22 protein-coding genes are annotated in these 20,297 nt (G+C 73.4%); 11 read left to right on the top strand and 11 right to left on the bottom strand.

Annotated elements, in window-relative coordinates; translation table 11 throughout:
- Positions 1-91: 91 nt before the first annotated feature.
- Together ACZ6O5_RS05615 and ACZ6O5_RS05610 are read left to right on the top strand one after the other, a co-directional pair.
- Positions 92-919, top strand: a complete 828-nt coding sequence (locus tag ACZ6O5_RS05615; protein ID WP_465974615.1) for a beta-keto acid cleavage family enzyme — start codon at positions 92-94, stop codon at positions 917-919.
- A 94-nt stretch (positions 920-1,013) separates the two neighbouring features.
- Positions 1,014-1,973 carry an asparaginase gene (locus ACZ6O5_RS05610; RefSeq protein WP_465974613.1) on the top strand — a complete coding sequence of 320 codons (960 nt, stop codon included), beginning with the start codon at positions 1,014-1,016 and terminating at the stop codon, positions 1,971-1,973.
- Positions 1,974-1,986: 13 nt separating this feature from the next.
- Here ACZ6O5_RS05610 and ACZ6O5_RS05605 read toward each other — a convergent pair whose 3' ends face one another.
- The gene (locus tag ACZ6O5_RS05605) at positions 1,987-2,784 is read right to left on the bottom strand and encodes an alpha/beta fold hydrolase (protein WP_465974611.1); all 798 of its coding nucleotides are present in this window, start codon (positions 2,782-2,784) and stop codon (positions 1,987-1,989) included.
- A gap of 112 nt (positions 2,785-2,896) precedes the next feature.
- Between ACZ6O5_RS05605 and ACZ6O5_RS05600 the strand changes: the two genes are divergently transcribed.
- From ACZ6O5_RS05600 to ACZ6O5_RS05580, 5 genes are all read left to right on the top strand, one after another.
- Positions 2,897-3,547, top strand: a complete 651-nt coding sequence (locus ACZ6O5_RS05600; RefSeq protein WP_465974609.1) for a helix-turn-helix domain-containing protein — start codon at positions 2,897-2,899, stop codon at positions 3,545-3,547.
- Positions 3,544-4,278: a hypothetical protein gene (locus ACZ6O5_RS05595; protein WP_465974607.1), complete on the top strand. Its 735-nt coding sequence runs from the start codon at positions 3,544-3,546 to the stop codon at positions 4,276-4,278. Before ACZ6O5_RS05600 ends, ACZ6O5_RS05595 begins: the two co-directional genes overlap by 4 nt.
- A 72-nt stretch (positions 4,279-4,350) precedes the next feature.
- Positions 4,351-4,665: a DUF2516 family protein gene (locus ACZ6O5_RS05590; RefSeq protein ID WP_465974605.1), complete on the top strand. Its 315-nt coding sequence runs from the start codon at positions 4,351-4,353 to the stop codon at positions 4,663-4,665.
- Entirely contained in the window at positions 4,662-5,549 is an 888-nt protein-coding gene (locus ACZ6O5_RS05585; RefSeq protein WP_465974603.1) for an alpha/beta fold hydrolase, read from the top strand. The genes ACZ6O5_RS05590 and ACZ6O5_RS05585 overlap by 4 nt, the downstream gene beginning before the upstream one ends.
- Before the next feature lie 11 nt (positions 5,550-5,560).
- Positions 5,561-6,298, top strand: coding sequence for an alanyl-tRNA editing protein (locus ACZ6O5_RS05580; protein ID WP_107160463.1), 738 nt, complete (start codon positions 5,561-5,563; stop codon positions 6,296-6,298).
- A 1-nt stretch (position 6,299) separates the two neighbouring features.
- Here the strand turns inward: ACZ6O5_RS05580 and ACZ6O5_RS05575 are convergent, their stop codons facing one another.
- On the bottom strand, positions 6,300-6,971 hold the full coding sequence (locus ACZ6O5_RS05575) for a nucleotidyltransferase domain-containing protein (RefSeq protein WP_465974601.1): 672 nt from the start codon (positions 6,969-6,971) through the stop codon (positions 6,300-6,302).
- A gap of 75 nt (positions 6,972-7,046) precedes the next feature.
- Between ACZ6O5_RS05575 and ACZ6O5_RS05570 the strand changes: the two genes are divergently transcribed.
- The gene (locus tag ACZ6O5_RS05570) at positions 7,047-7,961 is read left to right on the top strand and encodes an SDR family oxidoreductase (protein WP_465974599.1); all 915 of its coding nucleotides are present in this window, start codon (positions 7,047-7,049) and stop codon (positions 7,959-7,961) included.
- Here the strand turns inward: ACZ6O5_RS05570 and ACZ6O5_RS05565 are convergent.
- Complete coding sequence (locus ACZ6O5_RS05565) at positions 7,952-9,016, bottom strand: helix-turn-helix transcriptional regulator (RefSeq protein WP_465974597.1); 1,065 nt, start codon at positions 9,014-9,016, stop codon at positions 7,952-7,954. The two genes, ACZ6O5_RS05570 and ACZ6O5_RS05565, sit on opposite strands and share 10 nt — an antisense overlap.
- Before the next feature lie 108 nt (positions 9,017-9,124).
- On the opposite strand from ACZ6O5_RS05565, the gene ACZ6O5_RS05560 reads away from it, so the two are divergent.
- Both ACZ6O5_RS05560 and ACZ6O5_RS05555 read left to right on the top strand, forming a co-directional pair.
- On the top strand, positions 9,125-9,916 hold the full coding sequence (locus ACZ6O5_RS05560; protein WP_281938368.1) for an EI24 domain-containing protein: 792 nt from the start codon (positions 9,125-9,127) through the stop codon (positions 9,914-9,916).
- A 26-nt stretch (positions 9,917-9,942) separates the two neighbouring features.
- Entirely contained in the window at positions 9,943-10,458 is a 516-nt protein-coding gene (locus ACZ6O5_RS05555) for an O-acetyl-ADP-ribose deacetylase (RefSeq protein ID WP_465974594.1), read from the top strand.
- A 129-nt stretch (positions 10,459-10,587) separates the two neighbouring features.
- On the opposite strand, the gene ACZ6O5_RS05550 is transcribed toward ACZ6O5_RS05555, so the two are convergent.
- The 7 genes from ACZ6O5_RS05550 to ACZ6O5_RS05520 form a co-directional block, all read right to left on the bottom strand.
- A complete protein-coding gene (locus ACZ6O5_RS05550; protein WP_465974592.1) occupies positions 10,588-11,493 on the bottom strand; it encodes a GNAT family N-acetyltransferase in 906 nt (301 codons plus the stop codon).
- 93 nt (positions 11,494-11,586) lie between these two features.
- On the bottom strand, positions 11,587-12,594 hold the full coding sequence (locus tag ACZ6O5_RS05545; RefSeq protein ID WP_465974590.1) for a LacI family DNA-binding transcriptional regulator: 1,008 nt from the start codon (positions 12,592-12,594) through the stop codon (positions 11,587-11,589).
- Positions 12,595-12,613: 19 nt separating this feature from the next.
- Positions 12,614-13,981, bottom strand: a complete 1,368-nt coding sequence (locus tag ACZ6O5_RS05540) for a GH1 family beta-glucosidase (protein WP_465974588.1) — start codon at positions 13,979-13,981, stop codon at positions 12,614-12,616.
- Positions 13,978-14,811 (bottom strand): carbohydrate ABC transporter permease, encoded by an 834-nt coding sequence (locus ACZ6O5_RS05535; RefSeq protein WP_107160444.1) that lies wholly within the window; start codon positions 14,809-14,811, stop codon positions 13,978-13,980. Before ACZ6O5_RS05535 ends, ACZ6O5_RS05540 begins: the two co-directional genes overlap by 4 nt.
- Complete coding sequence (locus ACZ6O5_RS05530) at positions 14,808-15,797, bottom strand: carbohydrate ABC transporter permease (RefSeq protein WP_425788981.1); 990 nt, start codon at positions 15,795-15,797, stop codon at positions 14,808-14,810. Before ACZ6O5_RS05530 ends, ACZ6O5_RS05535 begins: the two co-directional genes overlap by 4 nt.
- A gap of 68 nt (positions 15,798-15,865) precedes the next feature.
- Positions 15,866-17,173: an ABC transporter substrate-binding protein gene (locus tag ACZ6O5_RS05525; RefSeq protein WP_465974586.1), complete on the bottom strand. Its 1,308-nt coding sequence runs from the start codon at positions 17,171-17,173 to the stop codon at positions 15,866-15,868.
- Positions 17,174-17,350: 177 nt separating this feature from the next.
- Entirely contained in the window at positions 17,351-18,106 is a 756-nt protein-coding gene (locus tag ACZ6O5_RS05520; RefSeq protein WP_465974584.1) for a maleylpyruvate isomerase family mycothiol-dependent enzyme, read from the bottom strand.
- Positions 18,107-18,176: 70 nt separating this feature from the next.
- Here ACZ6O5_RS05520 and ACZ6O5_RS05515 point away from each other — a divergent pair, with 70 nt between their 5' ends.
- The gene (locus tag ACZ6O5_RS05515) at positions 18,177-19,274 is read left to right on the top strand and encodes a UDP-N-acetylmuramate dehydrogenase (RefSeq protein WP_465974582.1); all 1,098 of its coding nucleotides are present in this window, start codon (positions 18,177-18,179) and stop codon (positions 19,272-19,274) included.
- 213 nt (positions 19,275-19,487) lie between these two features.
- Here ACZ6O5_RS05515 and ACZ6O5_RS05510 read toward each other — a convergent pair whose 3' ends face one another.
- Positions 19,488-20,267 carry a class I SAM-dependent methyltransferase gene (locus ACZ6O5_RS05510; RefSeq protein ID WP_465974580.1) on the bottom strand — a complete coding sequence of 260 codons (780 nt, stop codon included), beginning with the start codon at positions 20,265-20,267 and terminating at the stop codon, positions 19,488-19,490.
- Between the last annotated feature and the right edge of the window lie 30 nt (positions 20,268-20,297).

Here is a 20,297-nt window from a genome sequence, read left to right as displayed (position 1 = left end):
CTCTGGTAGAGAAAGGTTCCCTTCTTGACGCCGCTCGCACCGGAAATCCTGCGGTCGACCCGGTGCCGGGGGCCGGTCTAGGATCCGGGGCATGACGACAGGGACGTTGATCACGGTTGCCCCCACCGGTGCGGAGTCGGCCAAGGCGGATGTGCCGGCGCTGCCGGTGACGCTCGACGAACTGCTGCTGACCGCCAAGGAGTGCGAGGCGCTCGGCGCGGCCGTGATCCACGTGCACATCCGGGACGACGAGGCGCGGCCCACGCTCGACCCGGGCCGGCTGCGGGAGACCGTGTCGGCGCTGCGGGAGAGCACCGACCTGATCGTGCAGCTCTCCTCCGGCGGCGCGGTGACCGACCCGGAGGCGCACCGGCTCGCGGTGCTCGACGCCGGGCCGGACATGGCCTCCTGCACCATGGGCACGGTCAACTTCGGTGACGACGTGTTCCTCAACCGCTGGGAGTTCATCGTCGACCTGCACACCCGGATGCAGGAGCGGGGCGTCGTCCCCGAGTACGAGATCTTCGACCTGGGCCACCTCACCGCGTTGCAGCGGCTGCTCGGCAAGTACGGCCTGCCGCACGGCGGGCACGTCCACGTCGACTTCGTGATGGGCGTGCCGGGCGGCATGCCGGGCACCACCGCCACCCTCGTCGCCGCCCAGCAGATGCTCCGGGACCTGCCCGACGGCACCACGTTCGCGGCCACCGGCATCGGCCGCAGCACCATCCCGGTGATGCTGTCCTCGCTCGCCACCGGCGGTCACCTGCGGGTCGGGATGGAGGACACGGTCACCTACGCGAAGGGCCGCCCGGTGGAGTCCAACATGCAGCTCGTCGCGCGCGCGGTCGGCTTCGCCCAACTCGCCCAGCGCCCGCCGCTGACCAACGCCGAGGCCCGCGCGCTGCTCGGCGTGTAAGCGGCGCACAAGCACCCGCACCTGTACGCGTGCGGTCGGCGTCCCAGGTCACCCCGCTGCCGTCCGTGACAGTCCCGTCGGTACCGTCCACCCTGTGGGAAAGACGTACGAGGGCGGCGTGCCGCTCGCCGAGGTGGTCCGGTCCGGGTTCGTGGAGGGCGTCCACCGTGGTTCCGTGGTGGTGCTGGACGCCGCCGGCACGCCGGTCGCCGGCGCCGGCGACGTCGGCTCGCCGATCTTCCCCCGGTCGTCGAACAAGCCGATGCAGGCGATCGGCATGCTCCGGGCCGGGCTCGCGCTGACCGACCCGGCCGACGTGGCGCTTGTCGCCGCGAGCCACGCCGGTGAGGAGTTCCACGTCGAACGCGTCACCGCGCTGCTCCGGGGCGCCGGCCTGACCCCGGAGGCGCTGCACTGCCCGCCGGACCTGCCGTTCGGTGAGGCCGCCCGGGAGGCGGTGCTGCGGGCCGGTGGCGGCCCGTCCCGGGTGCTGATGAACTGCTCCGGCAAGCACGCCGGCATGTTGTTGACCTGCCGGGCCGCCGGCTGGTCGTGGGACGGGTACTGGCGGCCGGAGCACCCGCTCCAGCAGCGGCTGACCGCCACCGTGGAGGAGTTCACCGGGGAGCGGGCGGCGGCGGTGGGGGTGGACGGCTGCGGCGCACCCGTGCACGCCGTGTCGGTGACCGGGCTGGCGCGCGCCTTCCTGCGGCTGGTCACCGCCGAGCCGGGCACCGTGGAGCGAACCGTGGCGGACGCCATGCGCGCGTACCCGGAGCTGGTCGGCGGCACCCAGGCCGACGACACCCGGCTGATGCGTGGCGTACCCGGTCTGCTCGCCAAGATCGGCGCGGAGGGGGTGATCGCGGCGGCGGTCCCGGGCGTCGGCGCGGTCGCCCTCAAGATCGACGACGGTGCCGCCCGCCCGAGGATGCCGGTCCTGACCTCCGCCCTGACCCGGCTGGGCCTGACCGCCCCCATCCTCACCGAGTACGCCGAGGTGCCCCTGCTGGGCGGCGGCCTTCCGGTAGGCGCCGTCCGCCCCCTCTGGTGACCCTCGTTGATGGTCAGGGGAGGAAGGTGAGGAGGGCGGTGTTGACCTCGGTGGGGTGCTCCAGGGGGAACAGGTGGGCGGCGTTCGGGATGTCGGGGAGGCGTACCCCGTGGGGGGCCTCGGCGGCGATGCGGTCGGCCAGGCGGCGGATGTCGGGGATGTCGTCGGCGCCGGCCGCGGCCAGCACCGGCATCCGCAGCTCGCCCAGGCGGTCGACGGCCGGCGGGTCCAGCTCGCCCACCTCGATCGCGCTGAGCGCCTGCTCGGCGGCGAGCGCCCGGCGGTCCATCTCCTCGGCGAACCGGATCAGCTCGGGGTCGACGTCGGCCGGCTGCCGGCTCGGGCCGACCACCCAGAACCGCACCTCGCCGGCGGCGGTGGCCCCGAAGTCCTCCGGGTCCACATCGCCGACCAGGTTCTCCCAGAGCTGTTCGGTCTCCTCGGACCACTCGTGGCCGGAGAGCGGGGCGCCGAACAGCGCCAGCGCGCTCACCCGATCCGGGTGGGCCAGCGCGGTGTCCACCGCGACCCGGCCGCCGAACGAGCAGCCCACCAGCGCGGCCCGCTCGACGCCCAACGCGTCGAGCAGCCCGACCACGTCGTCGTGGTGGGCGAACGGCTCGGGCGGCAGCTCCGACTCGCCGTAGCCGCGCAGGTCCGGGACGATCACCCGGTGCCGGGCGGCGAGCGCCGGCACCTGGTCGCGCCACATCCGCCGGTCCGCGATGCCGGCGTGGAGCAGCACCACGGCGCTGCCGCTGCCCGCTTCGTCGTAGGCGAGCGCCGCGCCGTTGATCTCGATCTTCGTCACGGCGGAACGGTACGGAGGCGGACGCCGACCCCGCAACCGACTTCGGGTGACGTCGCTAACTCTGGCTAGCACTTTGCTTGCAGCAGCTAGCAGCGCGCGCTAGCGTTGAGTCATGGCCACCAGCAAGGACCTTCCCGATGTCGGCGGGTTCATTCGCGACCTGCGGCGCAACGCGAAGATCTCACTGCGTCAGCTCGCCGAGCAGGCCGGCGTCAGCAACCCGTACCTGAGCCAGATCGAGCGCGGGCTGCGCAAGCCGAGCGCCGAGGTGCTCCAGCAGCTCGCCAGCGCGCTACGCGTCTCCACCCCGGCCATGTACCTGCGGGCCGGACTGCTGGACGACAAGGAGGGGCAGGGCGTGCTCGCGGCCATCGCGGTCGACGCCGAGCTGACCATGGCCCAGAAGCAGTCGCTCACCCAGATCTACGAGACGTTCCGCCGGGAGAACGCGCGCCTGGCCGAGGCGACCGGCACGGCCGGACCGGTGGAGCCCACCGAGCCGACGGCCGCCACGCCCGGGCCGGCGGAGGGCGCCGAGCCCGCCGAGCCGGCCGCCGCGCCCGAGGCCCCGGCCACCGTCGCGCCGGCCGCGACCGGCCCCGTGACACCCGACGGCACCCCGACCGAGGCCGTCCTCGAATCGGTAGCCGTCACCGAGGCGGGCCCCGCGCCCGCGCCGACCACCGCCGCCCGTGAACGCACGACCGCCCGCCGGGCGGCCCGGAAGGCCGCCGGTGCGGCCGAAGAGGAGCAGCAGTCATGACCCAGCCGAAGACCAACCGCATCCCCGCCCCCCTCTACGCCGCCGCCGGCGCCGGTGAGCTGGCCCTGGAGCAGCTCCGCAAGCTGCCCACCGTGGTCAGCGGCCTGGGCACGCGGGTCGTGGCCGACCTCGGCGGCAGGGCCGTCGGCACCGGCTACGAGCTGCGCCAGAAGGCTGCCGAGACGCTGAAGACGGCCAACCTGACCGCCACCGGGCTGCGCTCCACCGACCTCGACCAGCTCCGCGAGGCCACCCAGTTGGCCAAGCTCCGTGAGGCTGCGCAGCTGGACAAGCTCCGCGAGGCCGCGCAGTTGGACAAGCTCCGCGAGGCCGCCACGCGTAACGCCGCCGCCGTCGTGTCCAGCGCGTACGCCGCGCAGGAGCGCGCCCTGGCCGCGTACGCCGAGCTGGTCGCCCGGGGTGAGCGGGTCGTCGGCGCCGGTGTGCTGGAGGCCGCCGACACGGTGAACGCCGACATCGAGGCGACCACCGAGAGTGCCCCGACCGCCGTGTCGACGGTGGCCCCGAAGACCGGGACGACGACCGAGGCCCCGAAGACCGAGGTGCCGAGCCCGGCCGAGGTCGCCGAGGCGGTGGCCGCCAAGCCGGCCGCCGTGAAGCGGACCCGGGCCACCAAGGCGACCGCCACCCGGGCCGTCGCCGGCAAGCCGGCCACCCCGTCGGCGAAGCTGCCGAAGGCCACGAAGCGGACCCGCTCCGCCGCCGAGTGACCCGACTCTCCACCGAGACCCCGGACAGCGTCCTGTCGGACGTTTCCGGGGTCTCGGCATAAGCTTGCCGACATGGCCTACGCCGCGCCGATCTTCGCGTTCGAAGTCCGCTCCGTGATTCAGCTGATCCTGCTCGTCTTCGCCCTGGTCATCCAGGGTGTGGCCCTGGTGCATGCGATCACCCAGCGCGGCGACGGCTTCGCCGCGCTCGGCACGCTGCCCAAGGGCGGCTGGGTCGCCATCCTGGCGGTCTGCCTGCTGCTGACCCTGCTGGGCTTCGGCCCGATCAGCCTCTTCGGACTGGTCGGCATCGCGGCCGGCCTCATCTACCTGCTCGACGTGCGACCCGGCCTACGGGACCTGCACGACGGCCGAGGGTCCTGGTGAGAGGTTTCCGCTGGCCCCCGCCGCCGGACGGCGGCCCCCGCACCTGGGGTCCCGGCCCCGGCGGGCCACGGACCGGCCGGCCCGCGCTGCCCGAGCCGGACACCGAGCTTGTCGACACCCCGCACGGGGTGAGCCTGGAACGCCTGGTCACCGGCGTCGGCGATCCGGTCACCGTGTTCGCGCACGGCTTGGGCAACGGCATCGCCACCACCCGGCCGTTCGGCAGTGGCGTCACCGGCCGGCGGGTCTTCTTCCAGTTCCGCGGGCACGGCCGGTCCGACTCCCCACCCGGGCCGTGGACCTACCTCGACCTCGCCCGTGACCTGCGGGCCGTCGCCGACCTGGGCGGCGCCACCCGGGCGTTCGGCGCCAGCCTCGGCGCGGGCGCGCTGTGCCGGCTGCTCGCCGAGAGCCCGGAACGCTTCGAGAAACTCGTCTTCTTCCTCCCCGCGGTGCTGGACGCGCCGCGCGGCGAGGTGGCGCGGGCCCGCCTCACCGGCCTGCTCGACGCGGTGGCCGACGGCGACGCGCACGCGCTCGCCGAGGTGGTGTCGCTGGAGCTGCCACCGTCGGTCCGCAACACCCCGGCCGGTTGGGCCTACCTGCGGCAACGGCTCGACCAACTGCTGCGCGACGGGCTCGCACCCGGCCTGGCCAGCCTGCCCGGCCAGGCTCCGCTGGACGACGCCGGCGCGCTCGCCGCGGTCACCGCCCCGGCGCTGGTGATCGGGTGCGTCGACGACGACCTGCACCCGGTCGCCGTCGCCGAGCAGCTCGCCGCCGCGCTGCCGGCCGCCACCCTGCACGTGTACGACCGGCCCGGCGTGCTCTGGACCGAACGCGCCGACGTACGGGAGCGCGTCTCGTCGTTCCTCAACGGGTAACGTCGGGCGGCATGGGCGTCACACACCACGGCCGTACGCACCGCCTCGACCTCGCCGACCCCACGTTGCGCGAGTGGACGTGCCGGGTGCTGGCGGCCGACCCCGAGCAGGGCATCGTGCTGGACCGGTCGGCGTTCTACCCCGGCGGTGGGGGCCAGCCGCCGGACCACGGGGTGCTGCTCTGGCAGGGCGTACAGACCCGGATCGTGGGCACCCGCAAGGGCGACGACCTGTGGCTGATCCCGGCCGAGGGTGATCCGGTGCCGCCGGTCGGCGTCGACGTCACCGGCGCGGTGGAGGACGCCCGCCGGACCATGCTGATGCGGACCCACTCCGGGCTGCACGTGCTCTGCGGCGTGGTGTTCCGGGACTTCGGCGCGCTGGTCACCGGCGGCAACATGGAACCGGGCGAGGCCCGGATGGACTTCAACCTCCCCGAGGTGCCGTCGGACTTCAAGACCCGCATCGAGGAGTTGGTCAACGCCGAGGTGGCCGCCGACCGTTCGGTCGCGGTCCGGGTGCTGCCGCGCGCCGACGCGTTGGCGCTGCCGGACATCATCCGAACCCAGTCCAACCTGATCCCGCCGGACGAGCAGGAGGTGCGGATCGTCGACATCGTCGGCCTGGACGTGCAGGCCGACGGCGGCACGCACGTCGCCTCCACCGCCCAGATCGGCAAGGTCCAGGTGGTCAAGGTGGAGAGCAAGGGCCGGGCCAACCGTCGGGTCCGGGTCCGCCTGGCGGACTGAGTCAGCGGGGCAGGTGGGCCGCCCGGACGTCGAGCAGCCACCGCTCCACCGGCTCCTCGTCCGGGCGCTCCGGCAGCGGTGTGCGGATCCGGGCGAAGTCCGCCTCGGCGCTCGCCACCAGCGCCTGCGCCTCGGCCAGCGCGCCACCGGCGACCCGCTCGCCGAACGCCCGGAACCACTCCGGGTCGGCCAGCCGGATCTCCAGCACGCCGGTGGCGTAGAGGGCCCGGCCCTGGTGCAGAAGCCGGGCCAGGTGCCGGGCGTGCTTGGCCGACCGTCGCCGGCCGCCCACGTCCGCCGGCGCGGTGGTCAGCCTCCGGAACTGCTGGGCGGCGTAGCCGAGATAGGCGTCCCGGACCCGGGGGGCGCTGAGGAACGCCGACCGGATGCCGATCAGTCGATCGCCGAACGCGGTCCGGGTCTCGTAGCAGTCGTCCGGCAGCCACATCAGCTCGGTGGCGGTCGGGTTGCCGCTCAGCGCCAGCAGCGCGTACTTCCGGGCCTCGTGCAGCGTGACGTCCGGCTCGGTGGTGACCACCGACTCCCGGGGCGGACGCAGGCCGTGGAACGCCACCGTCGGCGCCGCGAAGACGCCGAGCCGGTCGGTGTCCGAGCCGGGGCCGGCCAGCCCGTACGCGACCGAGCCGACGATGCCGGAGAGCAGCAGGTGCATGCCGTCATGATCGCCGATCCACAGTCGTCGGGAAACCGGACTTCGGCTGTCAGGTATCGGTGACACGGTGAACCCATGAACTCACCACTGACCGGAAAGGTCGCGCTCGTCGCGGGCGCGACCCGGGGCGCCGGCCGGCAGATCGCCGTCCAGCTCGGCGCCGCCGGAGCCACCGTCTACGCCACCGGCCGCACCACCCGGGACCGCCGCTCGGAGATGGACCGGCCGGAGACCATCGAGGAGACCGCCGAGCTGGTCACCGCCGCCGGCGGCACCGGCATCGCGGTCGCCGTCGACCACCTCGACCCGGAACAGGTACGCCGCCTGGTCGAGCGGATCGACGCCGAGCAGGGCCGGCTCGACGTGCTGGTCAACGACATCTGGGGCGCGGACCCGCTGATCACCTGGGAGAAGCCGGTCTGGGAGCAGCCGCTCGACGCCGGCTTCCGCACGCTGCGGCTGGCCGTCGACACCCACATCATCACCAGCCACTTCGCGCTGCCGCTGTTGATCCGCAACCCGGGCGGGCTGGTCGTCGAGATCGGCGACGGCACGAAGGCGTACAACGACACGGCGTACCGCCTCTCCGTCTTCTACGACCTGGCCAAGGTGTCGGTGAACCGGCTCGGCTTCACCCAGGCGCACGAACTGGCCCCGCACGGCGGCACCGCCGTCGCGCTCACGCCCGGCTGGCTGCGCTCCGAGGCGATGCTGGAGCACTTCGGCGTCACGGAGGCCAACTGGCGCGACGGCGCGAAGACCGACAGGCACTTCGTCATGTCCGAGACGCCGGCGTTCGTGGGGCGGGCCGTGGTCGCGCTGGCCGCCGACCCGGACCGGCACCGCTGGAACGGGCAGTCGCTGGACAGCGGCGGGCTGGCCCAGGTGTACGGCTTCACCGACCTCGACGGCACCCGCCCGCACTGGGCCCGCTACCACGACGAGGTGGTCGCGCCGGGCAAACCGGCCGACGACACCGGCTACCGCTGACCGGCGTCCCCGGACAGTCCGTCTCCGGGCGGCCCGGCGTCCGGCGGCGGGTCCGCCCCCCGGGGTGGGCCGGCGTCCGGCGGCGGGTCCGCGTACAGCGCCGCCGCGCGGCGGGCCGCCTCGGCGAACCGGGCCCGCAGCTCCGGCGGCGCCAGCACCTCCACCTCGGGGCCGAGCGCCAGCAGTTGGGCGTACGCCACGTCGACCGACTCGACGGGCAGCCGGAGCACCAGCCGGCCCTGCCCGTCGGGCCGGCCGGCCGCGGCGACCGCCTCCTCGTACACGAACGGCGCGTCCACCAGGTGTCGCAGCACGCGCAGCCCGGCCGGCCCGAGCCGCACGGTGACCCGGTCCCGCAGCAGGTCGCGCAGGAACGCCCCGGCCTGCTCCCGCCAGTACGCGCCGAGGTCGAAGCGTTCGTCCCGGTCGAAGCGTTCCGGGCCCACCTCGACGTCGACCACCCGGTCCACCCGGTACGTCCGCCACCCGTCGCCGACGCGGCCGACGAGATACCAGACGCCGTTCTTCAGCACCAGCCCGTACGGCGCCAGCGTGCGGGTCACCTCCCGGTCACCGCGCCGGTAGCGCAGCTCGACGGTCCGGTCCCGCCAGACCGCCCCGGCCAGCTCGGCCAGCCGGGGCGGCGGCGCGCTCTCCCGGAACCAGCCCGGCACGTCCAGGTGGAACCGCTGACCGGTACGCGCGGGCGCGTCCCGCAGGCTCGGCGGCAGCGCGGCCAGCACCTTCAACTCGGCGGCGGCCACCGCGTCGGCCAGTCCCATGTCGCCGGCCGGCCCGGGCAGCCCGGCCAGGAACAACGCCTCGGCCTCGTCGCGGCTCAACCCGGTCAGCCGGGTCCGGTAGCCGCCGAGCAGCCGGTAGCCGCCGGCCCGGCCCCGGTCGGCGTAGACCGGCACCCCGGCGGCGGAGAGCGCCAGCACGTCCCGGTAGACGGTGCGTTCCGAGACCTCCAGCTCGCGGGCCAGCTCGGCCGCCGTCATCGTCTCCCGGGACTGGAGCAGCAGCACCAACGAGATCAGCCGTGACGCACGCACCCACCCATTGTGTAAGGAGGGGCCCCCTCTTAACGCATAGGGATTGGAGGGGGCCCCTCCTTACACCTCACCCGGGCGGGGTGCGTGAGCCCACTAGGCTGTGCCGTCGTGAACGCCTCCCGTACCGTCGCGCCCGTCACCGGCGCGGCGACCCGCTTCCTCGGCGGCGCCGGCCTGCTGCTGCGTGGCTTCGGCATGTACGTCCGCAGCCCGAAACTGATGCTGCTCGGCGTGGTGCCGGCGCTCATCTCCGGCGTGCTCTACCTGGCCCTCTTCGCCACCCTGCTCTACTTCGTGGACGACCTGGCCGCCTGGCTCACCCCGTTCGCCGACGACTGGTCGTCGACCGCCCGCGGGCTGCTGCGGGTCGCCGCCGGGCTGGCCGTCGTCGGGGTGGCCGCACTGGTCGGGGTGCTCACGTTCACCGCTGTCACGCTGGCCGTCGGCGACCCGTTCTACGAGGCCATCTCCGAGCGGGTCGAGGACCGGCTCGGCGGCACCCCGGGCATGGTGGAGGTGCCGTTCTGGGCCTCGATGCGGCGCAGCATCGCCGACTCGCTGCGCCTGGTGGCCATCTCCGCGCTGGTCGGCGTACCCCTGTTCGTGGCCGGTTTCATCCCGTTGGTGGGGCAGACGGTGGTGCCGGTGGTCGGCGCCCTGGTCGGCGGCTGGTTCCTGGCGCTGGAGCTGGTCGGCGCGCCGTTCCAGCGGCGCGGCATGCGGCTGCCGGACCGGCGGTCGAAGCTACGGGCGGACCGGCCGACCGCGCTGGGCTTCGGGGTGGCGGTCTTCCTGTGTTTCCTGATCCCGCTCGGCGCGGTGCTGGTCATGCCGGCCGCCGTCGCCGGGGCCGCCCTGCTGACCCGCCGGTCGCTCGGCCAGCACGTCGAGGAGCGCTGACACCATGAACGAGGAGCGCTGACACCATGGACACGGTGCTGATCCAGGGCGACATCACCGCCCAGCAGGTCGACGCGATCGTCAACGCGGCGAACTCGTCGCTGCTCGGCGGCGGGGGCGTGGACGGCGCGATCCACCGGCGCGGCGGGCCGGCGATCCTGGCCGAGTGCGAGGCGCTGCGCGCCTCCCGCTACGGGCGAGGGCTGCCGACCGGGCAGGCGGTCGCCACCACGGCCGGCGACCTGCCGGCGCGCTGGGTGGTGCACACCGTCGGTCCGGTCTTCTCGCCGCGCGAGGACCGCTCGGCGTTGCTGCGCGACTGCTACGCCAACAGCCTGCGCGTCGCCGACGAACTGGGCGCGCTGACCGTCGCGTTCCCGCTGATCTCCGCCGGGATCTACGGCTGGCCGGCCGAGGACGCGGTCGCGCAGGCGTTGACCGTGTTGCACGCGGCCGACCCGACGCACCTGGTCGAGGCCCGGCTGGTGCTGTTCGGCGCCGACGCGTACGCGACCGCGGCGCGGGTCGCCGCCGGGCACTGAGCTGAGGGTGCGCCGGCAGGACGCTGAGCGTGCGCCGGCAGGACGCTGAGGGTGCGCCGGCAGGAGGCTGAGCGTGCGCCGGCAGGACGCTGAGCGTGCGCCGGCACGGCTACCGCTTCGCCGGGCGGTTCAGGTGAGCGTGCGTCGGCACGACCACTGGCTGTCGACCGGCCGGTAGCCGAGCGCCGCGTTGATGGCCAGCATCGGCGCGTTCGCCTCGTCGTTGGAGGTGTAGGCGGCCCGCACCCCGCGCGCGGCGGCGGCGTGCAGCGCGGCCTGCTTGGTCAGCCGGGCCAACCCCCGACCCCGGTACGCGGGCAGCGTGCCGGTGAAGTCCGACCACATCCGGTCGCCGTCGCGCTTCACCAGGCTCACCGCGACCAGTTCGCCGTCGATCTCGGCGACGGTGCTGGCCTCCCGGTCCAGCCCGAGGTTCTCCCAGCACTCGTGGAGCCACAGGTCGTAGCCGAGCGCGTCCGTCGGCACGTCACCCGGTTCGTCGCGGGCCGACTCGGAGTCCACCCGATGGACCCGGCGCGGGTCGAGCCCGGCGGTCGGCAGCAGCCGTACGCCCGGCGGCGGCTCCGGCGCCGGTGGGGTCGGGTCGAGGTCGAGCGCGGAGTAGCGCAGTTCCCGGCTGGGCGTGAAGCCGTGCCGCTGCGCGAACGGGAGCGACTCGGCGCGGGCGTGGGTGAGGACCCGGGTCGACCCGAGCGTCCGCAGATGGTCGAGCGCGGTGTCGAGCAGCGCGGTGCCGGTGCCCCGGCCGCGATGGCCCGGGTGGACGTGCAGCGTGGAGATCTCACCGACCCCGGGCGTCGAGGTCTGCGTGTTGCGGTACGCCGACGTCCAGCCGACCACCTGTCCGTCCGCCTCGGCGACCCAGGCCGCCCAGTCCTCGCCGGGCGGCGGCTGGCCGATCATCCGGCGGGTCGACTCGACGCCGCGTACCAGGTAGGGGAAGACCAGCGCGCGCAGCGCCACCACGGCGGGCGCGTCGTCGACGCGGGCGGGCCGGATCAGGGCTTCACTCATCCGGGCGACGCTAGCCATCCCGCGTCGACGCCGCGACCGGTTTGTTAAGCGGGGCCCCCTGCTATGCGGAATGCGTTAACAGGGGGCCCCGCCTTACGCGGAGTCGCGGAGGATGAGCTCCGTGGGGAGCATCAGCGCCTGCTCGACGTGCTCGCCGGCGGCGATGCGCAGGAGCTGCCGGGTCATCGCCCGGCCCAGCTCCACTATCGGTTGTCGCACGGTGGTCAGCGGCGGCTCGGTGTAGGCGGCCGTCTCGATGTCGTCGAACCCGATCACCGCGACGTCCTCGGGCACCCGTCGCCCGGCCTCACGCAGGGCCCGCAGGGCGGCGTGCGCCATCAGGTCGGAGGCGGCGAACACCGCGTCCAGCTCCGGGTCGGCGGCGAGCAGTGCGCGCATCGCGGCGGTGCCGGACTCCCGGGTGAAGTCGCCGTACGCGACCAGCTCCGGCAGCCCGGCGGCGGTGAGCGCGGTGCGGTAGCCGATCAGCCGCTCGATGCCGGCGACCATGTCCTGCGGGCCGGCGATGGTGGCGATCCGCCGCCGGCCGGTGGCGATCAGGTGCTCCACCGCCCGGGTCACGCCGCCCTCGTGGTCCACGTCGACGTACGGCACGTCGGCGCCGTCGAGCGGCCGGCCGCTGCACACCACCGGGATGCCGAGCCGGGCGAGCCGGCCGGGCAGCGGGTCCTCGCCGTGCAGCGAGGCGAAGAGCACGCCGTCGACGTGCCGCCCGGTGGTGTACCGCTCGACGCGTTCGTGCCCGGCCGGCGAGCCGGCCAGCATCAGCACGAGCTGCTTGTCGGCTGCCTCCAGCTCCTGGGCGGCGCCCCGGATGATGCCGGGGAAGACCTGGTCGTCGGAGAAGACCCGGGTGGCCGCCTCCGGCATGACCAGCGCGACCGAGTCGGTGCGCTGGGTGACCAGGCTGCGGGCGGCGAGGTTCGGGACGTACCCGAGTTCCTCGACCGCCCGGCGGACCGCCTGTTGGATCGACTCGGCGACCGTGGTCGAGCCGTTGACCACCCGGGAGACCGTGGCCCGGGAGACGCCGGCCCGCCGGGCCACCGCCTCCAGGGTCGGCCGTTGTGCCGTCGTCATCCCCGTTACCACCACCTCGTCACAGCCCGTTCCGGGCGATCACCTCCTGGTACCAGCGGGCGCTCTGCTTGGGTGTGCGCCGCTGGGTCAGGTAGTCGACGTGGACGATCCCGAACCGCTTCCGGTAACCCTCGGCCCATTCGAAGTTGTCCAGCAACGACCATACGAGATAGCCGCGCAGGTCGACCCCGCGGGCGATGGCCCGGTGCGCGGCGCGGAGGTGTCCGTCGAGGTAGGCGGTCCGGTCGGCGTCGGCCACCCGGCCCGAGGAGTCGCGGGTGGCGTCCGGGAACGCGCCGCCGTTCTCGGTGATCATCAGCGGCAGCCCGGGGTGGTCGGCGGCCACCCGTTCCAGCAGCCGGGTGAGCCCGGCCGGCTCGATGGCCCAGCCCATGTCGGTGAGCGGCCCGGCCGCCGGCAGGAACTCGACCGCGCCCTCGGTGCCCGGGTACGCGCTGCCGCCCGCGCCGTCCGCCCGCCCGGCGACGTAGGTGGGCGAGTAGTAGTTCAGGCCGAGCAGGTCCAGCGGCGCGGCGATGACCTTCTCGTCGCCGTCCCGCACGAAGTCGGTCGCCACGATCCGGCTGACGTGCGCCAGCACGTCCTCCGGGTAGCCGGCGCCGGTCAGCGGGTCCAGGAAGATCCGGTTGTGCAGCCCGTCGACGAGCCGTACCGCCTCGGCGTCGGCGGCGCTGCCGGCGTCGGCCGGTTGCACGTCGGCCAGGTTGAGCGTGATCCCGAGCGTCTCCGCGCCGGCCGCGCGCAGCGCCCGCGCGGCCAGGCCGTGGCCGAGCAGCAGATGGTGTACGGCCCGGAACGCGTCCCCGGCGTCCTGCCGGCCCGGCGCGTGCACCCCGTTGCCGTAGCCGAGGTACGCCGAGCACCACGGCTCGTTGAGCGTGGTCCAGGTGCGGACCCGGTCGCCGAGGCGGCGGTGCACCGCGACCGCGTAGTCGGCGAAGTGCTCGGCGGTCTCCCGGACGGTCCAGCCGCCCCGGTCCTCCAGCGACTGCGGCAGGTCCCAGTGGTAGAGCGTGACGATCGGGTCGATGCCCCGCGCCAGCAGCGCGTCGGTGAGCCGGTCGTAGAAGTCCAGCCCACGTGGCTCGACCGGGCCGGTGCCGTCCGGCTGGATCCGGGGCCAGGCCACCGAGAACCGGTACGCGCGCAGCCCCAGCTCGGCCATCAACGCGACGTCCTCGGCGTACCGGTGGTAGTGGTCGCAGGCGACGTCGCCGGTGTGGCCGGAGTGCACCGCGCCCGGCGTACGGCTGAAGGTGTCCCAGACCGACGGGCCGCGGCCGTCCTCGCGGGCGGCGCCCTCGATCTGGTACGCGGCGGTGGCCGCGCCCCAGACGAAGCCCTCGGGAAATCGGAGATCCGTCATGCCTTGACCGCACCTTCCATGATCCCGCCGATGATCTGGCGGCCGAACAGGACGAAGACCAGCAGCAGCGGCAACGTGGCGATGGCCGTGCCGGTGAACACCTGCGACATGTCCTGGTAGTAACCGTCGGAGAGGGCCCGCAGCGACAGTTGCACGGTGGGGTTCTCCGGGTCGTTGAGCACCGCGTACGGCCACAGGAAGTCGTTCCAGGTGGTCATGAACGTGAGCAGGCCGAGCACGGCGGCGGCCGGGCGCAGCGCGGGCAGCACCACGTTCCAGTAGATCCGGGCGGTGTTGCAGCCGTCCATCCGGGCCGCCTCGATCAGCTCGGTGCTGACCGCCTGGCCGGCGTACTGCCGCATCATGAACACGCCGAAGCCGGTGACCAGCGCCGGCACGATCACGGCGGGCAGCCGGTCGTTCCAGTTCAGTTTCGTCATCAGCAGGTAGAGCGGGATCACGCCGAGCTGGGTGGGCACCATCATGGTGGCGACGATGACCAGCAGCAGCGCGTTGCGTCCGCGGAAGCGCAGTTTGGCGAACGCGAACCCGGCCAGCGTGGCGAAGAAGACCACCGAGACGGTCACCGTGACGGCCACGATCGTCGAGTTGATCAGGCCGGTGAGGAAGTACGCGTCGGTGTTGTCGAACAGCCGGGCGATGTTGGCGCCCAGGTTGCCGCCGGGGGTGAGCGGCGGCGGGACCTGACCCATGGCGTCGCTGGTGCGGCTGGCCACCACGAACATCCAGTAGATCGGGAAGATCGACAGCAGGGCCGACAGCCCCAGGGCCAGATAGGTGAGCCGGCTGGCCGACCAGACGCGGGTCATCGGGAGACCTCCTTGCGGGAGCCGCCGCCGAGCCGGCGCAGGAGCAGGACGTTGATCGCCGCGACCACCGCGATCAGCGCGAAGAGCAGCCAGGCGATGGCGGACCCGTAACCGAAGTTGTAGTGCGGCGCGAACGCGTTCTCGAACATGTACATGGTCACGGTCTGCGACTCGCGCAGCGGCCCGCCGCGGATCGCGTTGGTGCCGGAGTTGAACATCCGCGGCTCGGTGAAGAGTTGCAGGCCGCCGATGGTGGAGATGATGACCGCGAAGATGATGGTGGGCTTGAGCAGCGGCACGGTGATGGACCAGAACTGCCGGGCCCGGCCGGCGCCGTCGATCGACGCCGACTCGTACAGGTCGCGCGGGATGGCCTGCATGGCGGCCAGGAAGATCAGCGCGTTGTAGCCGGTCCACCGCCAGTCGACCATGGTGGAGATGGCGACCCAGGCGGCGAACCTGTTCGCCTTCCAGTCGATCGCGCTCACGCCGACGTGGTCGAGCAGCCAGTTGATCATGCCGAACTCGCGGCCGAACAGCACCGCGAACACGATCGCCACCGCGGCGGTCGAGGTGACGTTCGGGACCAGCACCGCCATCCGCCACGTGGTGCGGGCTCGGAGCTGGCGGTTGAGCAGGTTGGCCAGCCAGAGCGCGGCCAGCAGTTGCGGGACCGTGGAGATGACGAAGATGCCCAGCGTGTTGACCACGGAGTGCCAGAAGTCCGGGTCGGCGAGGAGCTGGCTGTAGTTGTCGAGGCCGATGAACGGGTGCTCCGCGCCGAGCAGGTCCCAGTCGTGCAGCGAGACCCAGAACGTGTACGCCAGCGGGTACGCCCCGAAGACGCCGAACAGCAGGAAGAACGGGGCGATGTACAGGTACGGCGAGTATTTCGTGTCGAACCGGCTGAGCCGGGCGCCCCGGACGGGACGGCTGTGCCGGGGGGCCGGTGTGACCGGCGGGCGGGCGTCGAGCTGGACTGCCATGACCCGGTATTCCTTTCCGCCGTGCGGGCGGCACCCGTCGCCGGGACCGCCCGCACGTGCTGCTCGGGTTACTTGGCGGCGGCCTTCTCGGCGTTGGCGACGGCGTCGGTCCAGCCCTGCTGGGGGGAGCGCTTGCCCAGCTCCACGGTGCGCACGGCGTTCTCCACCTCGGTGCGGACGGCCTGGTTCTTCGGGCCCATGTAGACCGGCTTCAGGTTCTTGGCGCCCTCGGCGAAGATCTTGCCGACCGGGGCCTCGGAGAAGTAGGCGTTCTTCGAGTCGACGATCGCCGGGTCGGCCAGCGCCTGCGGGGACGAGGGCAGCGGGCCCTTGAGCTTGAACGCGCCGATCTGACCCTTGGCGCTGGTCAGGAACTTGGCCAGCTCGATCGCCTCGGCCTGGTGCTTGCTCTGCTTCGGCACGGCGAGGAAGGAGCCGCCCCAGTTGCCGCCGTTACCGGGGATCTGGGCGATGTCCCACTTGCCCTTGGCGGCCGGGCCGGCGTTGCCCTCGATCACGCCGGTCATCCACGCGGGGCAGGCGATGGTGGCGAACTTCGACTGCTTGAACGCGGAGACCCACTCCTCGGACCAGGAGCCGTACCTGCCGGAGAGGCCGGAGTCGATGATGTCCATTGTGGTGTCGTACGCCTGCCGTACCGCCGGGTTGCTGCCCACGACCAGGTTGTTGCTGGTGTCGTAGTAGCTGTAGCCGCTGGTGTTGCCGGCGGTCTGGAGCAGGATGGTGTTGAACGTGTTCGTCGCGGCGTCGAGGAACGAAGCGCCGGTCTTCTTCGCGGTGAACTGCTCGCCGACCTTGACGTAGTCCTGCCAGGTGGGCCAGAGCTTGGACACGGCCTCCCGGTCGGTGGGCAGGCCGGCCTTGGCGAACAGGTCCTTGCGGTAGCACATGGCCATACCGCCGACGTCGGTGCCGAGACCGATGAGCTGCTTGCCGTCGGCGGTGAGCCCCTGGTTCCACTTCCAGTCGAGGAAGTTGCCCTTCAGGTCGGCCGCGCCGTGGTCGAGCAGGTTCACGAAGTTCTGCGGGTTGGCCTTGTACTCGACCAGCAGCCCCTCCTCGATGGCGACCACGTCGCCGGCGCCCTTGCCGGCGGCGAGCCACTGGGTGAGCTTCGGCGAGTACTCGTCGAGGTTGCTGCCGGTGCCCCGCTCGACGATCTTCACGTCGGGGTGGCTGGCCATGTACTCCTGGTAGAGGTCCGCGTAGCCGAACTGGCCGAAGACGTCGACGGTGAGCGTGACCGGCCCGTCGGCGGCGGGCTCGTCGCCGCCGCCGCAGCCGGTGGTGCCGAGCAGTGCGGTGGCGGCGACGAGGGCCACCGCCGCCAGTCGACGGCGCGTGAAGGTGAGCATGCTGTCCTGACCTCTCGGGGTCGTAACTGGTGGTGGAGGGCGGTTCCGGTACTAAGAGAGCGCTCTCACGAGAGCGTGGTCGATGCCCTCGATCCTGTCAAGAGAGCGCTCTCTTACTGCCCGAAAAAAGCGGAGAGGGTCGATCCCGCCCCTCTCCGCCCGGTATCGCAGCCTCGGTCAGCCCACCCGCAGCCCGTCCAACAGGGTGCGGTCACCGGCCACGCCCAGCGTGTCGAAGCTGATCCGGCCCATCAGCGCCAGCAGCAGGTCACTTGCCGTGCCGGTCACCTGCGCCCGGGCCCGGTGGTCGTCGTGGTCCAGGATCGTCGCGGTGTCCAGCAGAGCGACCCCCTCACCCCGCAACCGCAGGTACCACTCCTGCGCGGCGTCGGTGGCGGTCAACTGGACCACCCCGTGCCACTGGCCGGACCGCACCCGCCGGCCCGCCGGCAGCCAGGTGTCCAGCACCTCGCTCACGCCGTCGGACGCGAGCTTGGCCTCGATCGGGTCCCCCGCGCCGATGGCGAGCTGGGCGTCCCAGCGGTGCACGGCCGTCTCGTGCGCCACCCGGCGCGGCCAGAAACCGGCCTTCTTCGGCTGGGGCGCGAAGTTCCACGCCGGCGCCTCCGGGTCCAGCCCCTCCAGGAGCGCGGTCAGCCGCTCGTACTCCTGGGCGTACCACTGGGCCGGGGTGAGACCGGCCGGCGGCTCCACCTCGTGCCGCTCCGGACGGGCGGTGCCACCGGCGGTCAGCACCGTGCCCACCCAGAGGTAGGCGCGGCTCAGGTGATGGGCGAGATCGGTGACCGTCCAGCCGGGACAGGACAGCACGGGTGTCTCGGGAGGCGCCTCCGCCACCGCCGTGGCGAACGCGGGCCCCTCCGTCCGCAACGCGCCGATCCAGAAGTCCTTCGTGTGGTGCAGTCTGCTCATCGCCATCCTCCCGGGGGTGACCGAGCCACCAGTGGGTGCCACGGCTACCCCTCAGCCTAGGGTGAAAGGCGTGCCAGACGTCTACGCCGAACCGACGACCGCCGCCGGGCCGACCGATCCGGCCAGCCTGGCGCGCTACACCACGCTGCGGCTCGGCGGCCCGGCCGGGCGGCTGGAGATCGCCGGCGACGCCGCCGATCTGGTGGCGAAGGTGCGCGCGGCGGAGGCCCGCGACCAGGCCGTCCTGGTGCTGGCCGGCGGCAGCAACGTGGTGATCGGCGACCAGGGCTTCCCCGGCACCGTCGTGCTCGTCCGCTCCCGGGGCCTCACGGTCGTCGCCGAGCACGGCGACACCGTCACGGTACGCGTCGCCGCCGGCGAGCCGTGGGACGAGCTGGTCGCGGCCACCGTCGAGCGCGGCTGGGCCGGCCTGGAGTGCCTCTCCGGCATCCCCGGCTCGACCGGCGCGACGCCGATCCAGAACGTCGGCGCGTACGGCCAGGAGGTCGCCGACACGATCGTCGCGGTCGAGGCGTACGACCGCGCGCACCGCGAGGTGGTCCGCATCCCGGCGGCCGACTGCGGGTTCGCCTACCGGGGCAGCATCTTCAAGTACAGCGACCGCTGGGTGGTGCTCTCGGTCGACTTCCGGCTCACCCGTTCGCCGCTGTCCGCCCCGATCCGCTACGCCGAGCTGGCCCGCGCGCTCGGCGTCGAGGTGGGGGACCCAGCGCCACTGGCCGACACCCGGGCCACCGTGCGTCGACTGCGGGCCGGCAAGGGCATGGTGCTCGACGCGGCCGACCCGGACACCTGGTCGGTCGGCTCGTTCTTCACCAACCCGGTGCTCGACCGCGAGGCGTACGAGCTGCTCCGGGGGCGCGCGGCCGGCCTGGGCGTGGGTGAGCCGCCGGCCTGGCCGGGCGCCGGTGACGTGGTGAAGATCAGCGCGGCCTGGTTGATCGAGCAGGCCGGCTTCGGCAAGGGGTACGCCGGCCCGGAGGGCGTCGCCATCTCCACCAAGCACACGTTGGCGCTCACCAACCGGTCCGGCACCGCCAGCACCGCCGCGCTGGTGGCACTGGCCCGGGAGATCCGCGACGGCGTGCACGCCCGCTTCGGCGTCCCCCTCCACCCCGAGCCCGTCCTGATCAACTGCACCCTCTAACCCCGTCCCCCCGTCCCCACCCCGCCCCCACCCGTCCCCACCCCGCCCCCTCCGCCCGTCGATCTTGCACTTTCGGCCCGGACAATCATCGCCAATGCCGCATCCCGAGGGCCGTAACTGCAAGATCGCGGGGGCGGGGTGAGGTGGGGTGAGGTGGGGTGAGGTGGGGTGAAGCGGGGTGGGGTGGGGTGGGGTAAGGCCGGGTGGGGTGGGTCAGGTGGGGGCGATGGCGGGCCAGGGGAGGGTCAGGTAGCCGTGGCGCCAGGCTCGGGGGCGATCCTGGACGGGCCAGCCGGCCTCCTTCAGGGCGGCCACGGTGCGCAGCCAGCGCTGGCGGGGGCCGAACGGGGCGTAGCCGGCGGCCGAGCGCCAGGCGTGCGCCAGCGCGCCGAACAGCTCGTGCACGCGCTCACCCGGCACGTTGCGGTGGATCAGCGCCTTCGGCAGCCGCTCGGCGAGCGTCGCCGGGCTCTCCAGCGTGGTCAGCTTCGCGGCCAGCGTGAGCGTGCGCGGGCCGGTGGCGTCCAGCAGCACCCAGGCGCCGAGCCGGCCCAACTCGTCGCAGGTCCCCTCGACCAGCAGCCCGCCCGGCGCGAGCTGCCCGGTGATCGTGCGCCAGGCGTCGGCGACCTCGCTCTCGTCGTACTGGCGCAGCACGTTGCACGCCCGCACCAGGGCGGGACGCAACCCGGCCAACTCGAAGCCGCCCCGGGCGAACGTCAGCCCGGGCGGGTCCGCGGCCGGCTGGGCGGCGGCCACGCGTACCGGATCGATCTCCAGCCCGACCACCCGCACGTCCGCGCGGACGCCGGCCGCGAGCCGGGCCCGCAGCTCGACCGGGGTGACCGGGGTGGCGCCGTAGCCGAGGTCCACCACGAGCGGGTCGGCGGCGGCGCGGAGCGCGTCGCCGCAGGCCCCGACGATCCAGTTGTCCACCCGCCGGAGCCGGTTCGGGTTCGTCGTGCCCCGGGTGACGACGCCCAGGGGCTTCATCAGCGCCTCCCCGGTTCGCGGCTGCGCGGC

Source organism: Micromonospora sp. NPDC049201, from assembly GCF_055586805.1.
The sequence above is the reverse complement of the archived record's forward strand: the minus strand, read 5'-3'. Positions and strand labels throughout refer to the sequence as shown.

Bases quoted from the DNA above. Each gene is read 5' to 3' on its own strand.
- ACZ6O5_RS05575 (WP_465974601.1), bottom strand. From the start codon at position 6,971: ATGCACCTGCTGCTCTCCGGCATCGTCGGCTCGGTCGCGTACGGGCTG.
- ACZ6O5_RS05545 (WP_465974590.1), bottom strand. From the start codon at position 12,594: ATGACGACGGCACAACGGCCGACCCTGGAGGCGGTGGCCCGGCGGGCC.
- ACZ6O5_RS05525 (WP_465974586.1), bottom strand. From the start codon at position 17,173: ATGCTCACCTTCACGCGCCGTCGACTGGCGGCGGTGGCCCTCGTCGCC.
- ACZ6O5_RS05595 (WP_465974607.1), top strand. From the start codon at position 3,544: ATGACCCAGCCGAAGACCAACCGCATCCCCGCCCCCCTCTACGCCGCC.
- ACZ6O5_RS05570 (WP_465974599.1), top strand. From the start codon at position 7,047: ATGAACTCACCACTGACCGGAAAGGTCGCGCTCGTCGCGGGCGCGACC.
- ACZ6O5_RS05615 (WP_465974615.1), top strand. From the start codon at position 92: ATGACGACAGGGACGTTGATCACGGTTGCCCCCACCGGTGCGGAGTCG.
- ACZ6O5_RS05540 (WP_465974588.1), bottom strand. From the start codon at position 13,981: ATGACGGATCTCCGATTTCCCGAGGGCTTCGTCTGGGGCGCGGCCACC.
- ACZ6O5_RS05590 (WP_465974605.1), top strand. From the start codon at position 4,351: ATGGCCTACGCCGCGCCGATCTTCGCGTTCGAAGTCCGCTCCGTGATT.
- ACZ6O5_RS05550 (WP_465974592.1), bottom strand. From the start codon at position 11,493: ATGAGTGAAGCCCTGATCCGGCCCGCCCGCGTCGACGACGCGCCCGCC.
- ACZ6O5_RS05535 (WP_107160444.1), bottom strand. From the start codon at position 14,811: ATGACCCGCGTCTGGTCGGCCAGCCGGCTCACCTATCTGGCCCTGGGG.
- ACZ6O5_RS05510 (WP_465974580.1), bottom strand. From the start codon at position 20,267: ATGAAGCCCCTGGGCGTCGTCACCCGGGGCACGACGAACCCGAACCGG.
- ACZ6O5_RS05580 (WP_107160463.1), top strand. From the start codon at position 5,561: ATGGGCGTCACACACCACGGCCGTACGCACCGCCTCGACCTCGCCGAC.
- ACZ6O5_RS05555 (WP_465974594.1), top strand. From the start codon at position 9,943: ATGGACACGGTGCTGATCCAGGGCGACATCACCGCCCAGCAGGTCGAC.
- ACZ6O5_RS05530 (WP_425788981.1), bottom strand. From the start codon at position 15,797: ATGGCAGTCCAGCTCGACGCCCGCCCGCCGGTCACACCGGCCCCCCGG.
- ACZ6O5_RS05600 (WP_465974609.1), top strand. From the start codon at position 2,897: ATGGCCACCAGCAAGGACCTTCCCGATGTCGGCGGGTTCATTCGCGAC.
- ACZ6O5_RS05520 (WP_465974584.1), bottom strand. From the start codon at position 18,106: ATGAGCAGACTGCACCACACGAAGGACTTCTGGATCGGCGCGTTGCGG.